Consider the following 16583-nt stretch of genomic DNA (forward strand, 5'->3'; position numbering starts at 1 on the left):
CTCAGAACCGCTCCGCGATGGTGCCCTCGGAGCCGACGGCGACGTCGGCGAATCGGGCGGTACCGAGCGCGACGCCCCGGAGCGAGGCGTCGGGCCCGTCGTCGTTTCGCCACTGCCCACCGGTGAGGATGAACACGGCGCTGTCCCCCACGGCGAGGCCGCGGTCGTCGACGCGGTCGACGGCGGTCAGCGGGTTCTCGGCCTGCACCGCCTGGAGCCAGTTGTGGCCGTTGTAGGAGACGACCGTCCCGGCGTCGGTGGTGGCGTTGAGCACCGACGCCGACAGCGCCGAGACGTCGGTGATGGAGGCGCTCGGCGCGTCGATGCGGTTCCACTGGCCGTTCGCACGGCGAGCGACGGCGTTCTGGCTAGCGAGGAAGACGACGCCGTCGGCGTCGTCCATCGCGACGGCGTTGTTGCCGCCGGTCGGTTTCGAGGGGCCCTCCCACGTCGGTTCGGTGCCGCGGAGTTGGGCGACGAGCAGTTCGCCCGACCCGTTGGCGACGTAGACGCGCTCGCTGCCGGCCGCGCCGACGACGGTGACGGCCTCCCAGCTGGAGGTCCGGCCGGCCGGCGCTGAGTAGTCCTTCACGTCGCCCGTCGCGACCCGGAGGCGACCGATGGCTCCCGAGGAACCGACGAACCAGACGTGCGCACCGTCGTCGGTGGCGGCGACCGCGACCAGCCCGTTCGAGGCGTCGGCGGGGCCGTCCTCGTCGACGACCGCCCAGTCCGCCCCGTCGGCACGGTGGACGACGACGCCACCCTCGCCGACCGCGACGGGACCGTCGGCGGTCATGACGACGTCTGCGAGGGCTGCCCCGGTCGGCGAGTCGACGGTGACCCACCCGCGCTGGGGCGTCGACGAGTCGCTCGAACAGCCGGCGAGGGCGGCGAGGACCCCGCCACAGCCGGCGAGGAAACCGCGTCGTGTCGTCGTCATGTTCGGACGAGCCTCCCCGGCCACGGGCGGTGAGACCGCGGTGGCGTCGGGACGTCGCCGACCGGCGTGCCGACCGCGTCCGCGGGTCGAACGCTGGTCGCGGGCCGCGTGGCGGTGGCTAGTCGAGGGGCGATGCGACTCGGGACGGTGGGTCGGTGTGGAATCGTCATCAGTCGTACGAGCGGTCTATCTCGCGGTAGTCGGGGGTCTCACGGAGCGGGGTGAACGCGCCGGGAGCGGTGGTGCGCTTGACGATGGTGGCGATGCGGACGATGTAGGAGACGAGGATGGCGAACGGGGCGAACGCGATGCCCAGCGAGACGCTGACGAGCACCTCGAGGAACACCGGACCCATCAGCGGCGTCCCGCGGGCGAACAGCAGGATGAGGAACACGCTCGTCAGGAACGACGCGATACCGCTGTAGGCGATGAGCCGCGAGAGGTTCGCGAGTTCCTGCTGGACGTACAGCGCCTTGAAGTACTGGCGCAGCACGTCCATCGAGACGAACAGTTCGCGGAGGTCGTCGAGCAGTTCCCGCGCCCGCGAGGAGAGCACCTCCTCGTGGACGGCCCCCAGCCGACGGGCGTCGGTGACGTTCCGGGAGTAGCTGTCGCCCATCATCGGCAACAGCACCTCGATGAGTCGCTGGTGGGTGCCGTCGAGCTGTTCTTCGATCTCCTCGGACTGGGCCTCGACGGTCTCGATGTACGTCTCGATGTCCGACCTGCAGTCGCGGGCACGGTCGCCGGTGCCGGCCGCGCGCCCGACGACGGCCTGCAACTCGTAGGCGCGGTCGAGGACGAGGCCGACGATGCCCGAGAGGAACGCGGCGGGTTCGGTCGGCGCGACGGCCTCGTTTGGCAGCTGTTCTTCGATACCCGTGCGGAACGTCCGGACGCTGCGGATCTCCTGTCTGAGCTGTTCGGGCGAGCCGAACAGCTGTGAGACGGTGAGCTGGTTCACCGCGACGACGATGGGGACGAACGAGAACAGCCCGGAGATGACGCCGCCGAACATCGAGGTGACGAAGCCGTGGTCCTCGATGCCGACGACGCCGAACGCGCCGAGGAAGAACGCCGCCACGGAGACGATGCCGACCATCCAGCCGGCGATGCGCATCCGGTCGCCCTCCAGCAGGAACCACCGCTGGAACTTCGTCCGACGTTTCGGGTCGACGAGGAACGTACCGACGAACAGCACGCCCATCACGGCGACGCGGCTGACGACCCAGAGGATGCGCGTGCTGAGCAGGAACCCCTTGCGGAGCCACGCGAGCGCGCGCTGGTTCACGGCCACCACCCGGGGAAGGTGCCGTCGGCGAGACCGCCGAGGACGACCACCAGCGAGAGGGCGACGACCGCGAGGACGAGCACGCGGACGAGCAGCGTCGAACGCGCCCGTCGGAGGGCGGCCCACTCGGCGGGGTGGTAGCCGAGCCACCACAGCGTGAGGATGGCGGCGATGTTGACGGCGACGACGTTGACGAGGACGACGGCCCCCGCGCCGAACGCGGCGACGGGGTAGCCCCACGCCGCGCCGACGCCGATGACGCCCAGCGGCGGGACGACCGCCGCCGCTATCATGACGCCGACGAGGTCGAGGGTGTCGTCGGTCGAGAGGCCGACCGCACCTGCGATGCCCGCGCCCATCGCGACGACGACGAGGAGGAGGCTCGGTTCGACGTGGTTCGAGATGTTTTCGAGGGCAGCGAGCGTCGGCCCGCTCATCCCGAGGAACTTCAGGCCGAAGGCGGTCACGACCGCGGTGAGCGCGCCGGTGGCGAGGCCGCCGATCTGGCGGACCAGGCTCCGGCGGAACAGGGAGGTGTCGTCGACGACGGTGGCGACCCCGGCGACCATCGGCGGGCCGATGAGTGGGGCGATGACCATCGCGCCGACGAGGACCGCGAGCGACTCCAGCAGCACGCCCGCGACGGCGACGACCGCCGAGACGACCGTCAGGAGGACGTGGATACCGAACGAGGGGAGCAGGTCGTCGGCCGTCGAGCGGAGTTCGCCGCGGGAGACGCCGCGGTAGTTTCGACCGACGACCTCGTCGTAGGGGTCCTCCTCGAAGCGCGAGGAGAGCACCGCCTCGGGCGCGAGCACCATCGTGTAGAGGTCGTCGCCGACGTCGGCGAGACGCTCCTGGAGGTGTTCGACCGAGCGCGCCGGGACGGGCACCGAGACGATGGCCGGGGCCGAGGCCCCGTTCGGGTCGCCGGCGACGGCGTAGTCGAGGTGGTCGTCGTCGAGCAGTTCACGGACGCGCTGACAGGAGTCGGGCGAGAGCGCGAGCACCTGCACCACGCGGATGTCCTCGCGGGAGAGCGCGCCGCTCATGGCGTCAGCAGGGGCTGGTGGGGAGGGTCGTATCGTCGAGTCATGTGGGGCTCAGAGGTGGAGGACCGCGTCGTCAGCGAGGGAGTCGGCGTCGGGGAACGCGTCGCCGTACAGCGTGACGACGTCGTTCCGAATCGTTTCGAGGGCGGCGTCGCCCTCGGGCGAGCAGCGCACGCCGCAGCGTGCGGTTATCTCGTCGCCGATGCGCTCGTAGCGGAGGCGACCGTCGCACGCCGGACACCGCAGTTCGGCGTGGGCGTGCATCCACTCGGTGTCGTGACCGAGTGCGGCAAGTCGCCGTTCGAGCGCGTACCAGACGACGGTGTCGAGTGGTTGAGTGTCGCGAGCGCGGAACAGTCGGTAGACGACCAGCGCCGCCGTCCCGTACAGGTCGGTGTCGACGGGGTGGTGTCTGGCGTGACTCCGGCGGAAGTACGCGACGATGGCCGAGCGAGACGAGCGAACCGCGCCGCCGGTGAGTTCACCCGTCGTGCCGGCCGCGCGCGCCACGTCGTCGTCGCTGACCGCTCGCAACCCTCGGCCGCGAGCGTCGTAGTGGCGCTCGTCGGTGAGCGATGCACCGCTTTTCGGACAGAACGCGTCGGTTCCAATCATAGCTACTGCTGGGTGGTGGGTGACGGGTCATCCGCGACCACCGCGTCGCCGTCACCTGCACTCGTCTTTTCGATACGACAGCATTAGTTAAAAATACACTAGATAGTAGAGAAATAAAGTCACTCGGGCAATCAGAAGGCCGTTCGGCGCTCCAGTTCCAGCGACGGCGCTCGTCGTGCCCGTTGGCGGACGTTCAGCACCGAAAGTCACGGGCGTCGTCTCTCAGTTTCACTTTCACTACGCGCACGGCGGAGCACTAAGTCCCGAGCGTAGAATCGAGGAGTCATGACCATCGACACGATTCGCACGCGCTCCGAGCGACCGACCGAGACCGACGGCGAGGACGTGCCAGCGACGGACGGCACCGGTCGCACGGTGCGCCGCCGGTACGTGGACGTCTCGGACGTCAGCGCGGCGACCGTCGCGGCGTACGCGCGTGACGCGGTCGGCACCGACGCCGTCGGACTCGAACGCCGCCCCGGGCGGACGTACCTCGTCGTCGACTGACCGACCGTCTCGTCGTGGTCCGGCCGACCCGTGCGCGCCGCTCAGACGATGGAGCGGTCGTCGTGGGTCAGCGTCTCTTCGTCGAGCAACGCGACGAGCGAACTGTACGGGACGAACGCGACGAACTCGCCGTCCTCCCGGAAACAGTCGACGCCGTTCTCCGTCCGGTCGTACGACGCACACTCGATGTCGCCGTCGGGCATGATGGCACGGTATCGCATACTCGACTGTGCGTGGTCCAGCCCGAAAAACCTGTCACCGACCAGTCAGCAACGCTGAACGACCGGCAGGTCACCGACGGTCGGTCGCCTCGGTGCCCGAGTCGTCGGCGTCGAGGTGGTCGTCCAGCCCCCACTCCTCGGCGCGTCGGGCGGCCTCGGCCTGCGCCTCCTCCTGGATGGCCGCGATACGGTCTTCGTCGGCGAGGAACGCCGCCAGCGGGTCGGACTCCTCCGCGTCGCGTCGGTCGGCAGGGGCGCGCTCGCGACACCGGTCGGCGAGCGCGGTGTCCCCGGTGAGGTGGTCGGCGGGTGCACCCGGCGGAACGCGTAGCTCGTCGGTCTCGTGGACCGCGTCGAGCGCGTCGGCGGGCAGTTCGTACAGTTCGGCGCGACACGGACCGCCGGCGGGGAACGCCGTCAGCGCGTCCGTCCCGCCCGCGTCGCTGGCGACGTCGTAGGCGAGCACCGGAACTCCCCCCTCGAAGGTGAACACGCCCGCGGCCTCTTCGAGCAACAGCGCGGCCTGTGGCGTGAGGACGGCGTAGCCCGTCAGCGAGCGGTCGAGCGCCTCGCGGAACGCGACGGCGACGCTCTCGACGACTCGCGAGTGGACGAGCGTGCCGTGCGGGACCGCCAGTCGGCCGGTCGGCCCGACGCTCATGGCGGGTCGGGGACGACCGCACTCCGGAAGCGCGCGGCGACGTCCTCGGCGGCCCCCGAGCGTACCTCCAGGGTCGCGGCCGCCTCGCGGTACGCCCGCGCGGCCGGACTGTCGGGAGCGTGGGCGAGCAGCGGTTCTCCGGCCTGCCGGCCCGACTGGACCGCGTCGGACTCCGGGACCGTCCCGAGCGTCGGGCCGTCGAAGTAGCGCTCTGCCTGCTCGGCGACGCGGTCGATGGCCCCGTCGTCGCGCACGCGGTTGAACAGCACGCCGGCGGTGTCGGTGCCGTACGAGCGGGCGTACTCCTGGACCTTCAGCGCGTCCGACAGCGAGGGCACCGTCGGGTTGAGGACGACGACGACGCGGTCGGCGAGCACCACGGGGAGGATCGCGCTCTTCGACCCGAGGGCGGCCGGCGAGTCGAGGAGGAGTACGTCGGTGTCGCGGGCGAGGTCCGCGACGACCGACCGCAGGCGCTCGGGGTCGGCGTCGCGAAAGCCCGCGAGGCTCGTCCCACACGGGACGACGCGCATCCCGAAGCGCTCGTACGCCGCGGCGTCGGTCGGTGCGTCGCCCGCGAGCACGTCGTGGAGCGTCACGTCGACCTCGGCGAGACCGGCGTGGAACAGCAGGTTCGCCATCCCGGTGTCGGCGTCGACGACCGTCACGTCGTGTTCCTCGGCGAGGGCCATCCCCAGTGCGAGCGTGCTCGTCGTCTTGCCCGTGCCTCCCTTCCCGGAGGCGACGGCGAACGCCTCGACCATTCACCGGCACTGGTTCCTTCCGACTGATAAGTTCTCGGAATCTCGCGCTCAGGGGGCGAACGGGAGCGTCACGGCCGTGTCGACGCGCCGGGCAGCCTCGGCGACGGTGTCCGACCCGAGGTCGGGGAGCAGCCCACAGATCGGCAGTTCGGTTCGGGCCTCGAACGTCCCGACGGTGCTGGCGAGGGCGTCCGCGTCCGCCTCACGGACGCGCGTGAGGACACATCCGCGAACGCGCTCGCGGAGGTCGTCGGGGAGCAGTTCGAGCGTGCCGACCAGCGAGGCGAACGCGCCGCCGTCGCTCGCGTCGGCGACGAGCACCACGTCGGCGTCGGCGAACCGGACGAGTTCGGTCGACCCGAGCGGCGGGCCGTCGGCGACGCCCTCCGAGAGCGGGTCGGTGCTGGCCGCGACCAACAGGTCGTAGCGCTCGGTGAGGCTGGTGTGAGCGCGCTCGGCGGCCGCACGGGCGCGTCCCCAGCGCTCGTCGTAGAACCCCTCGGGCGACCCGACGGCCGTCCCCTCGACCGACAGGACACCCTCGGGGTCGCGCAACACCGGCGAGAACGTCGCTTCGGGGTCGACCCGGGCGGCGAGCGCGTGGGTCCGGACGGTAGGGGCGACCGTCGCGCCGACGGGGGCAGTCGCGACGGCGGCGAACGGGGCGACCGCTCGGTCGTGGTCGGCGAAGCGACGACACAGCGCCGAGACGAGCGTCGAGACACCGGCGTCGCGCGTCGTCCCCGCGAACAGCACCGTTCGAGACATACACCCAGCCACCACGTTCGGCGTGATAACGGTTGGCCCACCGGGCGACCGCGGATCGGTCCGGCCGCTCGGAGGCGCGACGGAAGGGGAGAACGGCCGGGATGGCCGCACGAACGGGCGCAGTGTGACACTCGCCCGTCAGAGTGGGCTTTCGCGCGGGTAATGAGTCTTCTGTCCTACCGTCTGACGGTGGTCACGCGCCCGTCATCGGTCGACCGACCGGCCGGGAACGAGACAGTAGCGCGACCCAAGCGAGTCGTAGTGTCGTGTTAACGCGTGTCGCCCGAGACAGCCGTCGGTCGGGAGGAGTGTCACGACGCCGTAGGTGTCGTGTAACTAAGCGGTAAATCGTCGTAGTCGAGCGATATGTCCGTCAGCGTTCGCGTGGACTGTCCGACGTGTTCGACAGCGGTCGTCGCCGAACCAGACGAGAGCGGCGAGGGGGACACCCTCCACGGCCGGAGCGTCGCCTGTGACGACTGCGGCCACCGCATCGACGTCTACTACTACTGAACCTCGCGCCCGGGAGGTTTCGAGGAGCCGTCGGGGGCCGCCCAGTCGCCGCCCCAGCCGAAGGCGACGACGCCGACCACCGAGAGGACGAACAGGACCCCGTTGAACGGGGGACCGAAGAACAACGCCTGCTGGGTCGCCGCCCAGATGGCGAGGAACACACCGTGGGGCAGGACGCCGAACAGCGAGAAGACGCCGCCGACGCCGAGGCCATCGAACTCCATACGAAGAGGAGGGGTGGTGGACGGATGACGGGCGAGCAGTCGGGCGGTGCTGCCGGAACCGTCGGTGGTTGAAGGCTCCTCGCGTCAGCCCGAGAACGGGTCCTGGTAGCCGTTGCGGACGAAGTAGCGGACCCAGTTGCCGTACGTCCGGTCGCCGGGGTGGTCGGCGACCTGTTCGTACTGGACCACGCCGTCCTCGTCGACGACGTACGTCGCCGCGATACCCGTCAGCCCGTGGCTCGTCTGTTCGGTGCCGCTGTACTGCTCGGTGACCTCGCCGTCGGGGTCCGCGAGCAGTTGCAGCGAGAGGTCGTAGCGGTCGCGCATCTCGACGAGGTCGCCGACCGGGTCGGTGACGATGGGGAGGACGGTGACGTCGTCGTTGAACCAGAGGTCGTACTCGACCTCGCTGAACGTCTGTAGCTGTTCGGCACAGAACGAACACCAGTGACCGCGGTTGACGAGGACGACCGCCGGCCCGTCCTCGACGGCGTCGGCCAGCGACCGCTCCTCGCCGGTCGTCGTTTCGAGACTGAACCCCGGTGCCTGCTCTCCTTGCAGTGACATCACCCCACCGTACTCGCGGGTCGAGTAAAGCCCCCGAGGGGGTCTGGTCGACGCCGTACACACCGGCCCGACGTTCAAGTGAGCGTTCGAACCCAACTCTGCTTGCCCGTGACGACAAGTACGGTGGCAACGCTCTTGCGCGTCCGCCACCAACGTGGAGTTATGAACGGCACGGACGGACGCGACGTCGCGGTGTTGCGGAACAAACGCGACGCCTCGCGCTATCAGATACTCGTCGCCATCGCGGCCCGCCAACCGGCGGTGAGTCAACAGGAGATCGCCGAGGCCGTCGGCGTCACCGCCCAGGCGGTCAGCGAGTACGTGCGGGAACTCGTCGAGGGCGGCCACGTCGAGAAACACGGTCGCGGGCGCTACGAGGTCACGAAGGAGGGCGTCGACTGGCTCATCTCCCGAACCGACGACCTCCGGGAGTTCACGGAGTTCGTCACCGAGGAGGTCGTCGGCCAGGTCGACGCCGACACCGCACTGGCCGACGACACGCTCGCACCCGGCGACACCGTCAGCCTCCGGATGCACGAGGGCGTCCTCCACGCGGCCCCCGGTTCGGGGAGCGAGGACGGCGGCGCGACCGCCCGCGCGCTCACCGCCGCCGAGGCGGGCGAGGACGTCGGTGTCGCGGAGTTCGACGGCCTGCTCGACTACGAGACGGGCGCGGTGACGGTCGTCGTCCTCCCGGACGTCCGCGAGGGCGGGAGCCGCGCAGTGTCGGCCGAGGAGGTGGCGACGCTCGCCGCCGACCACGACCTGCTGGCGACGGCGGGCGTCGAGGCGCTGGCGGCCGCGCGACGTGTCGACCGCGACCCCGACGTGCGCTTCGGGACCCCACAGGCCGTCCAGGAGGCGGCGACGCGCGGCCTGTCGGTGCTGTTGCTCGTCGGGCCGCGCGAACTCGCGACGCACACCGACCGGTTGCGCGAGGGGTCGGTGGGGTACGAACTGGTGGATGCAAGGTAGGCGCGATTCGGAGCGAGCGAAGCGAGCGAGAATCGCGAGAGACCGAGCGAGAGTCGTGGAGGAACCGAGCGGCGACCAGCGGGGACCGGGCGTCGCTCCACGTGTATCGACGGGAGAAGCGGCCGCCGCCACCTGGGTTGGGGACCAGCGGCGGTGGCCGGTTCGGCGGTCGGGGGACCGCGTCTTCACCTTCGACTCGGGGTATCAGTATGCACCGATTGGGTGGTGACTCAGGGGGTGAGACACGGACAGGCAGGCGAACTACTGTCACTCAATCTATGTTTATCTCCTCGGCCGCCCTAACAGGGCGCTGATTATGGCATACGTTGGTAGCCAACCAATCTACATTCTGAGCGAAGGAAGCCGACGCACCTCCGGGCGCGACGCCCAGTCGATGAACATCGTCGCCGGGCGAGCGGTCGCCGAGGCGGTCCGGACCACCCTCGGTCCGAAGGGGATGGACAAGATGCTCGTCGACACGATGGGCAACGTCGTCATCACGAACGACGGCGTCACCATCCTCGACGAGATGGACGTCGACCACCCCGCCGCCCAGATGATCGTCGAGGTCGCCCAGACGCAAGAGGACGAGACCGGCGACGGCACGACGACGGCGGTCATCCTCGCGGGCGAACTGCTCGCCCGTGCCGAGGACCTGCTGGAGAACGACGTCCACCCCACCGTCGTCGCCAACGGCTACCGCTTCGCCGCCGCCGAGGCCCGCGACGTCCTCGAATCGCTCGCGACCGAGGTCGAGGGCGAGGACGCCCTGCGCGAGATCGCCATCACCGCGATGACCGGCAAGGGTGCGGAGTCCTCGCGCGACCTGCTCGCCGACCTGGTCGTCGAGGCGGTCAGCACCGTCGAGAGCGAGGACGGTATCGACCTCGACGACGTCGTCGTCGAACCCATCGTCGGTGGCTCCGTCGCCGACTCCCACCTCGTCCGCGGCGTCGTGATGGACAAGGAGCGCGCCCACGAGAACATGCCCAAGCGCGTCACCGACGCGAAGGTGCTGCTGTTCGACGCGCCCATCGAGGTCCGCGAGACCGACATCGACGCCTCCCTCGACATCACGTCACCCGCGCAACTCGAAGGGTTCCTCGCCCGCGAGGAGGCCGAGATTCGCGAGATGGTCGACACCATCGTCGACTCCGGCGCGACCGTCGTCGTCTGCCAGAAGGCCATCGACGACCTCGCGGTCCACTACCTCTCGAAGGCGGGCGTGCTGGCGGTCAAGCGCGCCAAGAAGTCCGACGTGCGGGCGCTCGCCCGCGCGACCGGCGCGACCATCACCAGCGAGTTCGAGGACCTCGAATCGGCGCTCGGCGACGCCGGCCTCGTCGAACAGCGGGAGATGGGCGACGAGACCCGCATCTTCGTCGAGGACTGCCCCGACGCGAAGGCCGTCACCCTCGTCCTGCGCGGCGGCACCGAGCACGTCGTCAGCGAGGTCGAACGTGCGGTCGAGGACGCCCTCGGCGTCGTCCGCGTCACCGCTCTGGACGGACGCGTGCTCGCCGGCGGCGGGGCTCCCGAGATCGAACTCGCGCGCCAACTGCGCGACTTCGCGGACTCCGTCTCCGGTCGCGAGCAACTGGCGGTCGAAGCGTTCGCGGGCGCACTCGAAATCGTCCCCCGCACCCTCGCCGAGAACGCGGGGCTCGACCCCATCGACTCGCTGGTCGACCTCCGCGCGCGCCACGAGGCGGGCGACGCGAACGTCGGCCTCGACGTCTACACGGGCGCGACGGCGGACATGATGGCCCAGCACGTCGTCGAGCCAGTCCGCGTCAAACTCCAGGCTATCGAGAGCGCGACCGAGGCCGTCGAACTCTTGCTCCGCATCGACGACGTCGTCGCCGCGGGCGACCTGAAGAAGGGCGGCGAGTTCGACGAGATGGACTTCTAAGTCCCCGTCGGCGGTTTTCTCTTATTCGAATCGACGAGCGACCGCTTCGAGCGACGTCTCGCGGACGTCGACGAACTCCCCGCCGACGGCCGCGACGCCGCCGTCGGTCTCGGGGTCGTCGCCGACGTGGACGAGCGTATCGGGCGCGACCCCGAGTCGGTCGGCCGTCGTCTCGAAGACTTGTGGGTGGGGCTTTCGCCAGCCACAGGCGACGCTCGTCACGATGACGTCGAAGTCGTCGCGCGAGAGGCCCGAGCGCACGAGCGTCCGGCCGACGAGCTCCGGTACCGCACAGTTCGAACAGAGCGCGACCGGGCCGCGCTCGCTCGCGGCGCGAACCGCCTCGACCGCACCGGGGTGGGTCTCGACGGCGGGGTCGAACGCCGCGACGACGGCCCGTCGAGGGGCGTTCGCGGGGGCGTCGACCCCGAGCGAGGCGAGCGCTCTGGCGACGTGCGCCGGCAGTGGCACCGCTGCACCCTCGGGTGCGTCGACGTACGACTCCGCGTAGGCACGCCCCCAGTCGTCGGGGACCTCGACGTTCCGGGCCGCGAGTTCGTCGGCGACCGCTGTGGCCGGGTCGGCGGGCAGGGCCGCCGAGACGAGCGTACCGAACAGGTCGAACGAGACGGCCATCGCTCGCTGGTCGGAGCGATGCGTCATGAACGGTACGGTCGACGAACCGGCCGGGAGGCGACGGCGAGGCAGTCGAGAACGGTGTCCAGCGCTGTGAGTCCCGAGAGTAACCCCCGACCCGGTGATAGCCGGGGCCGAGGGGCGGATGCTGCACCATCATGAACGTTTATGATGAAAGAGACCGTCGTGTCGAGCGAGGACGGCGTGCCCGTCCACCCTACCATGACCGACCAGCGACGACCGACCGACGACATCGCGCCGCTCGTTCCGCGACTGCCAACAGACACCGGGTCGACCCTCGGCCGGAAGGTGCCCAAAGCCGACGGCGGCCTCCGCGCCCCGGTGACCGACGCGCCGCTGGTTCCGGACGTCCACTGAGACGGCCCCCCGAGTCGACGAACGTCTCGCCGACCGTTCTCCGCTTCGACATCTCACGGCGAGCGCCGCCACTCGCGGTCGCTGGCGTCACCGGGGATTCGTCGTTCACGAGACGCAAAGCGTCTCGTTAGCTCACGAGAGCGTCGCCCTCGTGAACGCCGGTTTCCAGCGAGACCTCCGGTCCCGCACGGTTCGCGGGTGTGGAGGCTTCTCGGTCGGAGTCGAACCGACACCCGAACACGCGGGCACCACGGTTCGAGAAGCGTTCGCCGGCCGCCGGGAGCGATTCACGCGTCTACCTCGGCGTCGAGCACCCCGAACGCGTCGCCGATGGCGGCGACGTCCGCCTCGGGGGCGAGCACGACGCGCGCGTCGAGGTCGACGCGGATGTCCGTCGCCGTGGGGCGAAAGCCCGTCACGTCGAGCGTCTCGATGCGGTCGACTGCCTGTGCGTCTTCGAGCACCGCGCGGGCACCGCCGGCCAGGTCGCCAGCGGCACCGCGGGGTACCCACAGTTTGACGGCCACTCTCGTGACCGCGAGTTCCATCGACATGGAGACGTCCGCCGGGAGTCGAACCCGTCGTGTGGCCACGTCCACGCGGACGCGGTCCACCGTTCACGCACCGGAGTGTCAGCGAAGTCGACACTCCGTCCGGCGGATGAGTCGGGAGAGAGAAACGGCCACTCGGTCGCACCCCCTTCCGACGCACGGCCGGACGGGAAGTGCCGTCCGGATCTACGCGAACGGGGTGGACCGAGTGCAACCACGGTTGCCGACCATCCCGCTCTCGCTGTACGCGTCGCTGGTGACCCCAGCGAACGCGTAAACGAGATGAGATTTCATCGGATGTGCACCGTGTTGGGTTGCGTACCTCCCGCTTTCGACGGCACCCCCTTAATAATTGTGTAGGTCTGTCACGAACCCACACACCTGACGGACGGGACGAACGTTCACGTTCAGAGAAATGTTTATGCCGCTGGCTCCGATGCGTCAACACATGGCAGAGGGGAGCGACGTGCGGACGGATGGGGGACGACGGGGGTGGCTCGCCGCGGACCTGCGGGCGCTCGACCGAGCGACGCTGGAGGACGTGGTGTTCGACCTCTACGACGCCGAAGGGTACGACGTCGAGTGGGCCGCACCGAACGCCGAGGGCGACGTCGCAATCGTCGCCCGGAAGTCACGACTGCTGCGCTCGACACGGACCACCGTGGTCACGGTGACGACCGCCGGCGCGTCCGTGACACCGGGGAGCGTCGACCGACTCGACTACGCTCGCGGCATGAACGGTGCGGACCGGGCGGCGCTGGTCCACCCCGACGACGTCCCCGAGGACGCTCACGACGCGGCCGGTGAGACGAAGGTACGACTCGTCGACGGCCAGGAACTCCAGAGCCGACTGCGAGACACCGACCTCTCTCCACCCTGACCGCCCATCCACGAGAGACGATATGTGCTAACATACTGCATTACGCTTTTCGTTCGCGACGGAGAGTGACGGACGATGGACCGAATCGAACTCAAGGAGGCGGGTCGGGAACTGGTCGTCGCGTCGCGGTGGGTCGAGGGGGCCGTCGAACGTCGACTCCACGGCGAGGTCATCGCGCTGACGAAGCTCTCGGTCGCCGAGGAGGTCCCGCTGGAGGGTCTCGACGACCGCATCGAGACGCTCCGAGGACTCCTCCCCGACGCCGGGGACGGCAGCCAACACGTCGAGCGAGCGCTCGCACACGTCGAGGAGGTCCGAACGAACCGGTGACCGCGAGACGCGACGGACGCGTGCGTCCCCCCGCAGGGTTTTGCTCGTGGCAGACGTAGTGCCGCCATGACACGAACCGAACTCGTCACGGCCGCCGACCACCTCGAGACGGCCGCGACACACGCCGACGGCGAGCGCCGCGAGCGAATCGAGGGACAGGCCGACGCGCTCACGAGCCTCGCCGAACGCGACCGCGGCCCCGACCAGGGCCGACTCGACCGCCACATGAACGTCCTGCGTGAACTGTCGGCCGAAGACGACGAGGCGTCCGAACACGTCCGCACCGCGCTCGACCACGTCGAACAGTACCGGAGCACCGTCGGCGGCATCTGACGGACGAGGCGGGTCGCCAGCACGCACCTCCCCGGCCACCGCACCGCCTACGCCAGCAGTTTTCGGAACGTCACCGCCACCTCCTCGAACCCGCCGACGTCCACCTCGTCGGTCGTCACCAGCACGCCGTGATCGTCGACGACGACCCGACCGACGAACCCCTCGCGGAACACCCGGAGCGTGAACTCGTACTCGCCGAACCGGGGGCCGGCCTCGTCGGGTGCGAGCGCCGCGTACGCCGGCCCGTCGACGAACCCCGACCGTTCGACGTCGACGAGCGCACCCTTCGCCGCCCGCGCCGCCGCCGCGTCGTCGTAGAGGTCCTTCCGGACGTAGAGCACCTCGAACGTCTCGGGAGTGAAGTAGACGACGCTCCGGAGGGTGTCGCCGATACCCGCCCGTGCGGTGCTCACGAGGCCGTCGCTCAGTTCGTTCGAGACGTTCATTGCCATGTGGCAACTATAGACACGCTCAGATATCAACTCGCCGCTGCCGGTCCGTTCGGTCGCGCACCCGGCGGAACAGTGATTCCGACCCGTCGCCTCCCCCCGCTATGGAGCGAGCCGTTCACACGTACCACGGGGCGGACGTCGAAGTCACCTACGACGTGAAACGCTGTATCCACGTCCGAGAGTGCGTGAAGGGTCTGCCGAACGTGTTCGACGCCGACCGACGACCCTGGATTCGCCCCGACGAGGCGGCCACCGACGCGGTGACCGAGGTGATCGAACGCTGCCCGACCGGCGCGCTTCACTACGAGCGAACCGACGGCGGACCCGCCGAGGCCGTCCCCGACGCCGCCACCGTCACCGTCGACACCGCCGGCCCGCTGTACCTCCACGGCGACGTCCACCTCGAATCACCCGACGGCGAGGACCTGCTCGCGGACACCCGCGTCGCACTCTGTCGCTGTGGCGTCTCGGCGAACAAACCGCTGTGTGACGGGAGCCACCACCGCGTGTTCACCGCTCCCGGGACGGTCCCGGCCGACGGCAGCGGCCCGGACGACGACGCCGACCCGACCGGGCGACTCACCGTCACACCGACGCGAAACGGCCCGTTGCGGGTCACCGGCAGCTACACGCTCGAAGGGAGCGAGCGCGGCGCTCGAACCCGCTCGGGGGACACGCTCTGTCGCTGCGGTGGTTCGTCGAACAAGCCGTTCTGCGACGGGACGCACGCGAAGATCGGCTTCGAGAGCGAGGACTGACCCCGTCGAGACACGTCGGTCGACCCCCGCTCAGCAGTCGAGGTCGGCTGTCGGGGGTCAGACGCCGTCGGTCAACCCACCGTCGACCCGCAGGTTCTGCCCGGTGAGATAGCTCGCCGCCGGCGAGAGGAGGTAGGCGACGGTCGCCGCTATCTCGTCGGTGGTCGCCGGCCGGCCCATCGGGATGCGCTCGCGGGTCGCCTCGTCGACCTCGTAGCTGTCGACGAACCCCGGTAGGACGGCGTTCATCCGGATTCCCGCTCCGGCGTAGCGGTCGGCGTACAGCTTCGTGAACCCGCCCAGCCCGGCGCGCAACACCGACGAGACGGGGAACTCGGCGCTCGGTTCGTACGCCGAGAACGTCGAGACGTTGACGAACGCACCGCCACCCTGCTCGCGCATGATGGGCGTCACCAGCCGTGCCATCCTGACGACGTTGAGGAGGACGAGGTCGAGCCCCTCGTGCCACGCCGCGTCGTCGATGTCGAGGAGGTCGCCCGTCGCCGGGTGGCCCGTGTTGTTCACGACGGCGTCGATACGCCCGTAGCGCTCGTGGGCCGCCTCGACCAGCGCCGCGAGGTCGTCGGGGTCGGTCACCGACCCCTCGAAGCCGACGCCGCCGAGGTCCTCGGCGACGTCCACCGCGGCCCCCGACTTCGACAGCAACACCGGGACGAAGCCGTCCCCGGCGAGTCGACGCGCACACGCTTCCCCGATACCGCGCCCTGCCGCCGTGACGATGGCGACCTGCTCGGTGCTCATGACCGAGAACGGGCGAGCGGACGAATGTAGCTTCGGGGTCGGACCCTCGTAGAGACGTTCGGAACGTGAGATGGTCGCAAAACGCCCTCGTGTAACCGTTCGGTCCCTCGCTATCGCTCGGGACGCTCACATGGGCTCGGGCGGATTCGAACCACGCCGAGACGGTCGCTCGCGACTGCTCGCGCTGCGTCTCGTCTCGTTCGGAATCCGTCTCGGTTCAGAAACCCGCGCTCACTGTCGCTCGCACGGTTTCGTGGGCTCGGGCGGATTCGAACCTCGGTCGCTCCGCTCGCGTCGCTCCCTGCTTCGAATCCTGTCGCCCATTCTGCCGCCACGACTTTTCGCTTCGCTCGTCGTGTCGTGGCGGCAGAAGTGGGCTCGGGCGGATTCGAACCACCGACCTCAGCCTTGTAAAGGCCGCGTCATAACCGACTAGACCACGAGCCCTCGTGCTCACATTCCGACGCTGGCGAATAACGCTTGCGACAAC

Annotated in this window: 23 protein-coding genes and 1 tRNA gene; 9 read left to right on the top strand and 15 right to left on the bottom strand. The window is 69.7% G+C overall.

Annotated features, from left to right (window positions below):
* Position 1 precedes the first annotated feature (1 nt).
* The 4 genes from M1L36_RS05745 to M1L36_RS05760 all read right to left on the bottom strand — a co-directional run bounded on the left by M1L36_RS05745 (position 2) and on the right by M1L36_RS05760 (position 3901).
* Positions 2-943 carry a twin-arginine translocation signal domain-containing protein gene (locus M1L36_RS05745; RefSeq protein WP_250872770.1) on the bottom strand — a complete coding sequence of 314 codons (942 nt, stop codon included), beginning with the start codon at positions 941-943 and terminating at the stop codon, positions 2-4.
* A gap of 169 nt (positions 944-1112) precedes the next feature.
* Complete coding sequence (locus tag M1L36_RS05750; RefSeq protein ID WP_250872771.1) at positions 1113-2234, bottom strand: DUF7972 family membrane protein; 1122 nt, start codon at positions 2232-2234, stop codon at positions 1113-1115.
* Positions 2231-3286, bottom strand: coding sequence for a TIGR00341 family protein (locus M1L36_RS05755; protein ID WP_250872772.1), 1056 nt, complete (start codon positions 3284-3286; stop codon positions 2231-2233). Before M1L36_RS05755 ends, M1L36_RS05750 begins: the two co-directional genes overlap by 4 nt.
* 51 nt (positions 3287-3337) lie before the next feature.
* Entirely contained in the window at positions 3338-3901 is a 564-nt protein-coding gene (locus tag M1L36_RS05760) for a hypothetical protein (protein WP_250872773.1), read from the bottom strand.
* Positions 3902-4186: 285 nt separating this feature from the next.
* Here M1L36_RS05760 and M1L36_RS05765 point away from each other — a divergent pair, with 285 nt between their 5' ends.
* Entirely contained in the window at positions 4187-4408 is a 222-nt protein-coding gene (locus M1L36_RS05765; RefSeq protein ID WP_250872774.1) for a hypothetical protein, read from the top strand.
* 41 nt (positions 4409-4449) lie between these two features.
* Here the strand turns inward: M1L36_RS05765 and M1L36_RS05770 are convergent, their stop codons facing one another.
* The 4 genes from M1L36_RS05770 to M1L36_RS05785 form a co-directional block, all read right to left on the bottom strand.
* Entirely contained in the window at positions 4450-4629 is a 180-nt protein-coding gene (locus M1L36_RS05770) for a hypothetical protein (RefSeq protein ID WP_250872775.1), read from the bottom strand.
* Positions 4630-4699: 70 nt separating this feature from the next.
* Positions 4700-5290, bottom strand: coding sequence for a DUF8054 family protein (locus M1L36_RS05775; protein ID WP_250872776.1), 591 nt, complete (start codon positions 5288-5290; stop codon positions 4700-4702).
* Entirely contained in the window at positions 5287-6054 is a 768-nt protein-coding gene (minD, locus tag M1L36_RS05780) for a cell division ATPase MinD (protein ID WP_250872777.1), read from the bottom strand. Before minD ends, M1L36_RS05775 begins: the two co-directional genes overlap by 4 nt.
* A 48-nt stretch (positions 6055-6102) precedes the next feature.
* Positions 6103-6822: a P-loop NTPase family protein gene (locus tag M1L36_RS05785; protein ID WP_250872778.1), complete on the bottom strand. Its 720-nt coding sequence runs from the start codon at positions 6820-6822 to the stop codon at positions 6103-6105.
* Between the two features lie 366 nt (positions 6823-7188).
* Here M1L36_RS05785 and M1L36_RS05790 point away from each other — a divergent pair, with 366 nt between their 5' ends.
* Positions 7189-7335, top strand: a complete 147-nt coding sequence (locus tag M1L36_RS05790) for a hypothetical protein (protein ID WP_250872779.1) — start codon at positions 7189-7191, stop codon at positions 7333-7335.
* On the opposite strand, the gene M1L36_RS05795 is transcribed toward M1L36_RS05790, so the two are convergent.
* Both M1L36_RS05795 and M1L36_RS05800 read right to left on the bottom strand, forming a co-directional pair.
* A complete protein-coding gene (locus M1L36_RS05795) occupies positions 7329-7559 on the bottom strand; it encodes a hypothetical protein (RefSeq protein WP_250872780.1) in 231 nt (76 codons plus the stop codon). The genes M1L36_RS05790 and M1L36_RS05795 overlap by 7 nt on opposite strands.
* An 84-nt stretch (positions 7560-7643) precedes the next feature.
* Positions 7644-8126: a peroxiredoxin family protein gene (locus M1L36_RS05800; RefSeq protein WP_250872781.1), complete on the bottom strand. Its 483-nt coding sequence runs from the start codon at positions 8124-8126 to the stop codon at positions 7644-7646.
* Between the two features lie 162 nt (positions 8127-8288).
* On the opposite strand from M1L36_RS05800, the gene M1L36_RS05805 reads away from it, so the two are divergent.
* Positions 8289-9101 carry a DUF7839 domain-containing protein gene (locus M1L36_RS05805; protein ID WP_250872782.1) on the top strand — a complete coding sequence of 271 codons (813 nt, stop codon included), beginning with the start codon at positions 8289-8291 and terminating at the stop codon, positions 9099-9101.
* Positions 9102-9417: 316 nt separating this feature from the next.
* Positions 9418-11013: a thermosome subunit alpha gene (gene thsA / locus M1L36_RS05810; protein WP_250872783.1), complete on the top strand. Its 1596-nt coding sequence runs from the start codon at positions 9418-9420 to the stop codon at positions 11011-11013.
* 21 nt (positions 11014-11034) lie between these two features.
* Here the strand turns inward: thsA and M1L36_RS05815 are convergent, their stop codons facing one another.
* Positions 11035-11649 carry an HAD family hydrolase gene (locus M1L36_RS05815; protein ID WP_250872784.1) on the bottom strand — a complete coding sequence of 205 codons (615 nt, stop codon included), beginning with the start codon at positions 11647-11649 and terminating at the stop codon, positions 11035-11037.
* Positions 11650-11820: 171 nt separating this feature from the next.
* Between M1L36_RS05815 and M1L36_RS05820 the strand changes: the two genes are divergently transcribed.
* The gene (locus M1L36_RS05820) at positions 11821-12027 is read left to right on the top strand and encodes a hypothetical protein (RefSeq protein ID WP_250872785.1); all 207 of its coding nucleotides are present in this window, start codon (positions 11821-11823) and stop codon (positions 12025-12027) included.
* Between the two features lie 287 nt (positions 12028-12314).
* Here the strand turns inward: M1L36_RS05820 and M1L36_RS05825 are convergent, their stop codons facing one another.
* A complete protein-coding gene (locus M1L36_RS05825; RefSeq protein WP_250872786.1) occupies positions 12315-12581 on the bottom strand; it encodes a hypothetical protein in 267 nt (88 codons plus the stop codon).
* 445 nt (positions 12582-13026) lie between these two features.
* Between M1L36_RS05825 and M1L36_RS05830 the strand changes: the two genes are divergently transcribed.
* From M1L36_RS05830 to M1L36_RS05840, 3 genes are all read left to right on the top strand, one after another.
* Complete coding sequence (locus M1L36_RS05830; protein WP_250872787.1) at positions 13027-13458, top strand: restriction endonuclease; 432 nt, start codon at positions 13027-13029, stop codon at positions 13456-13458.
* A 75-nt stretch (positions 13459-13533) separates the two neighbouring features.
* Positions 13534-13788 carry a DUF7553 family protein gene (locus tag M1L36_RS05835; RefSeq protein ID WP_250872788.1) on the top strand — a complete coding sequence of 85 codons (255 nt, stop codon included), beginning with the start codon at positions 13534-13536 and terminating at the stop codon, positions 13786-13788.
* Positions 13789-13854: 66 nt separating this feature from the next.
* Positions 13855-14121 carry a DUF7553 family protein gene (locus M1L36_RS05840; protein WP_250872789.1) on the top strand — a complete coding sequence of 89 codons (267 nt, stop codon included), beginning with the start codon at positions 13855-13857 and terminating at the stop codon, positions 14119-14121.
* A 47-nt stretch (positions 14122-14168) separates the two neighbouring features.
* On the opposite strand, the gene M1L36_RS05845 is transcribed toward M1L36_RS05840, so the two are convergent.
* Positions 14169-14573: a DUF7522 family protein gene (locus M1L36_RS05845; protein ID WP_250872790.1), complete on the bottom strand. Its 405-nt coding sequence runs from the start codon at positions 14571-14573 to the stop codon at positions 14169-14171.
* Positions 14574-14674: 101 nt separating this feature from the next.
* On the opposite strand from M1L36_RS05845, the gene M1L36_RS05850 reads away from it, so the two are divergent.
* Complete coding sequence (locus M1L36_RS05850; RefSeq protein WP_250872791.1) at positions 14675-15331, top strand: CDGSH iron-sulfur domain-containing protein; 657 nt, start codon at positions 14675-14677, stop codon at positions 15329-15331.
* A 57-nt stretch (positions 15332-15388) separates the two neighbouring features.
* Here the strand turns inward: M1L36_RS05850 and M1L36_RS05855 are convergent, their stop codons facing one another.
* Positions 15389-16093 carry an SDR family oxidoreductase gene (locus tag M1L36_RS05855; protein WP_250872792.1) on the bottom strand — a complete coding sequence of 235 codons (705 nt, stop codon included), beginning with the start codon at positions 16091-16093 and terminating at the stop codon, positions 15389-15391.
* 373 nt (positions 16094-16466) lie between these two features.
* A tRNA-Val gene (locus M1L36_RS05860) sits at positions 16467-16540 on the bottom strand.
* Positions 16541-16583: the final 43 nt, after the last annotated feature.

The sequence above is a fragment of the Halomarina rubra genome (assembly GCF_023699475.1).
Lineage (GTDB): Archaea > Halobacteriota > Halobacteria > Halobacteriales > Haloarculaceae > Halomarina > Halomarina rubra.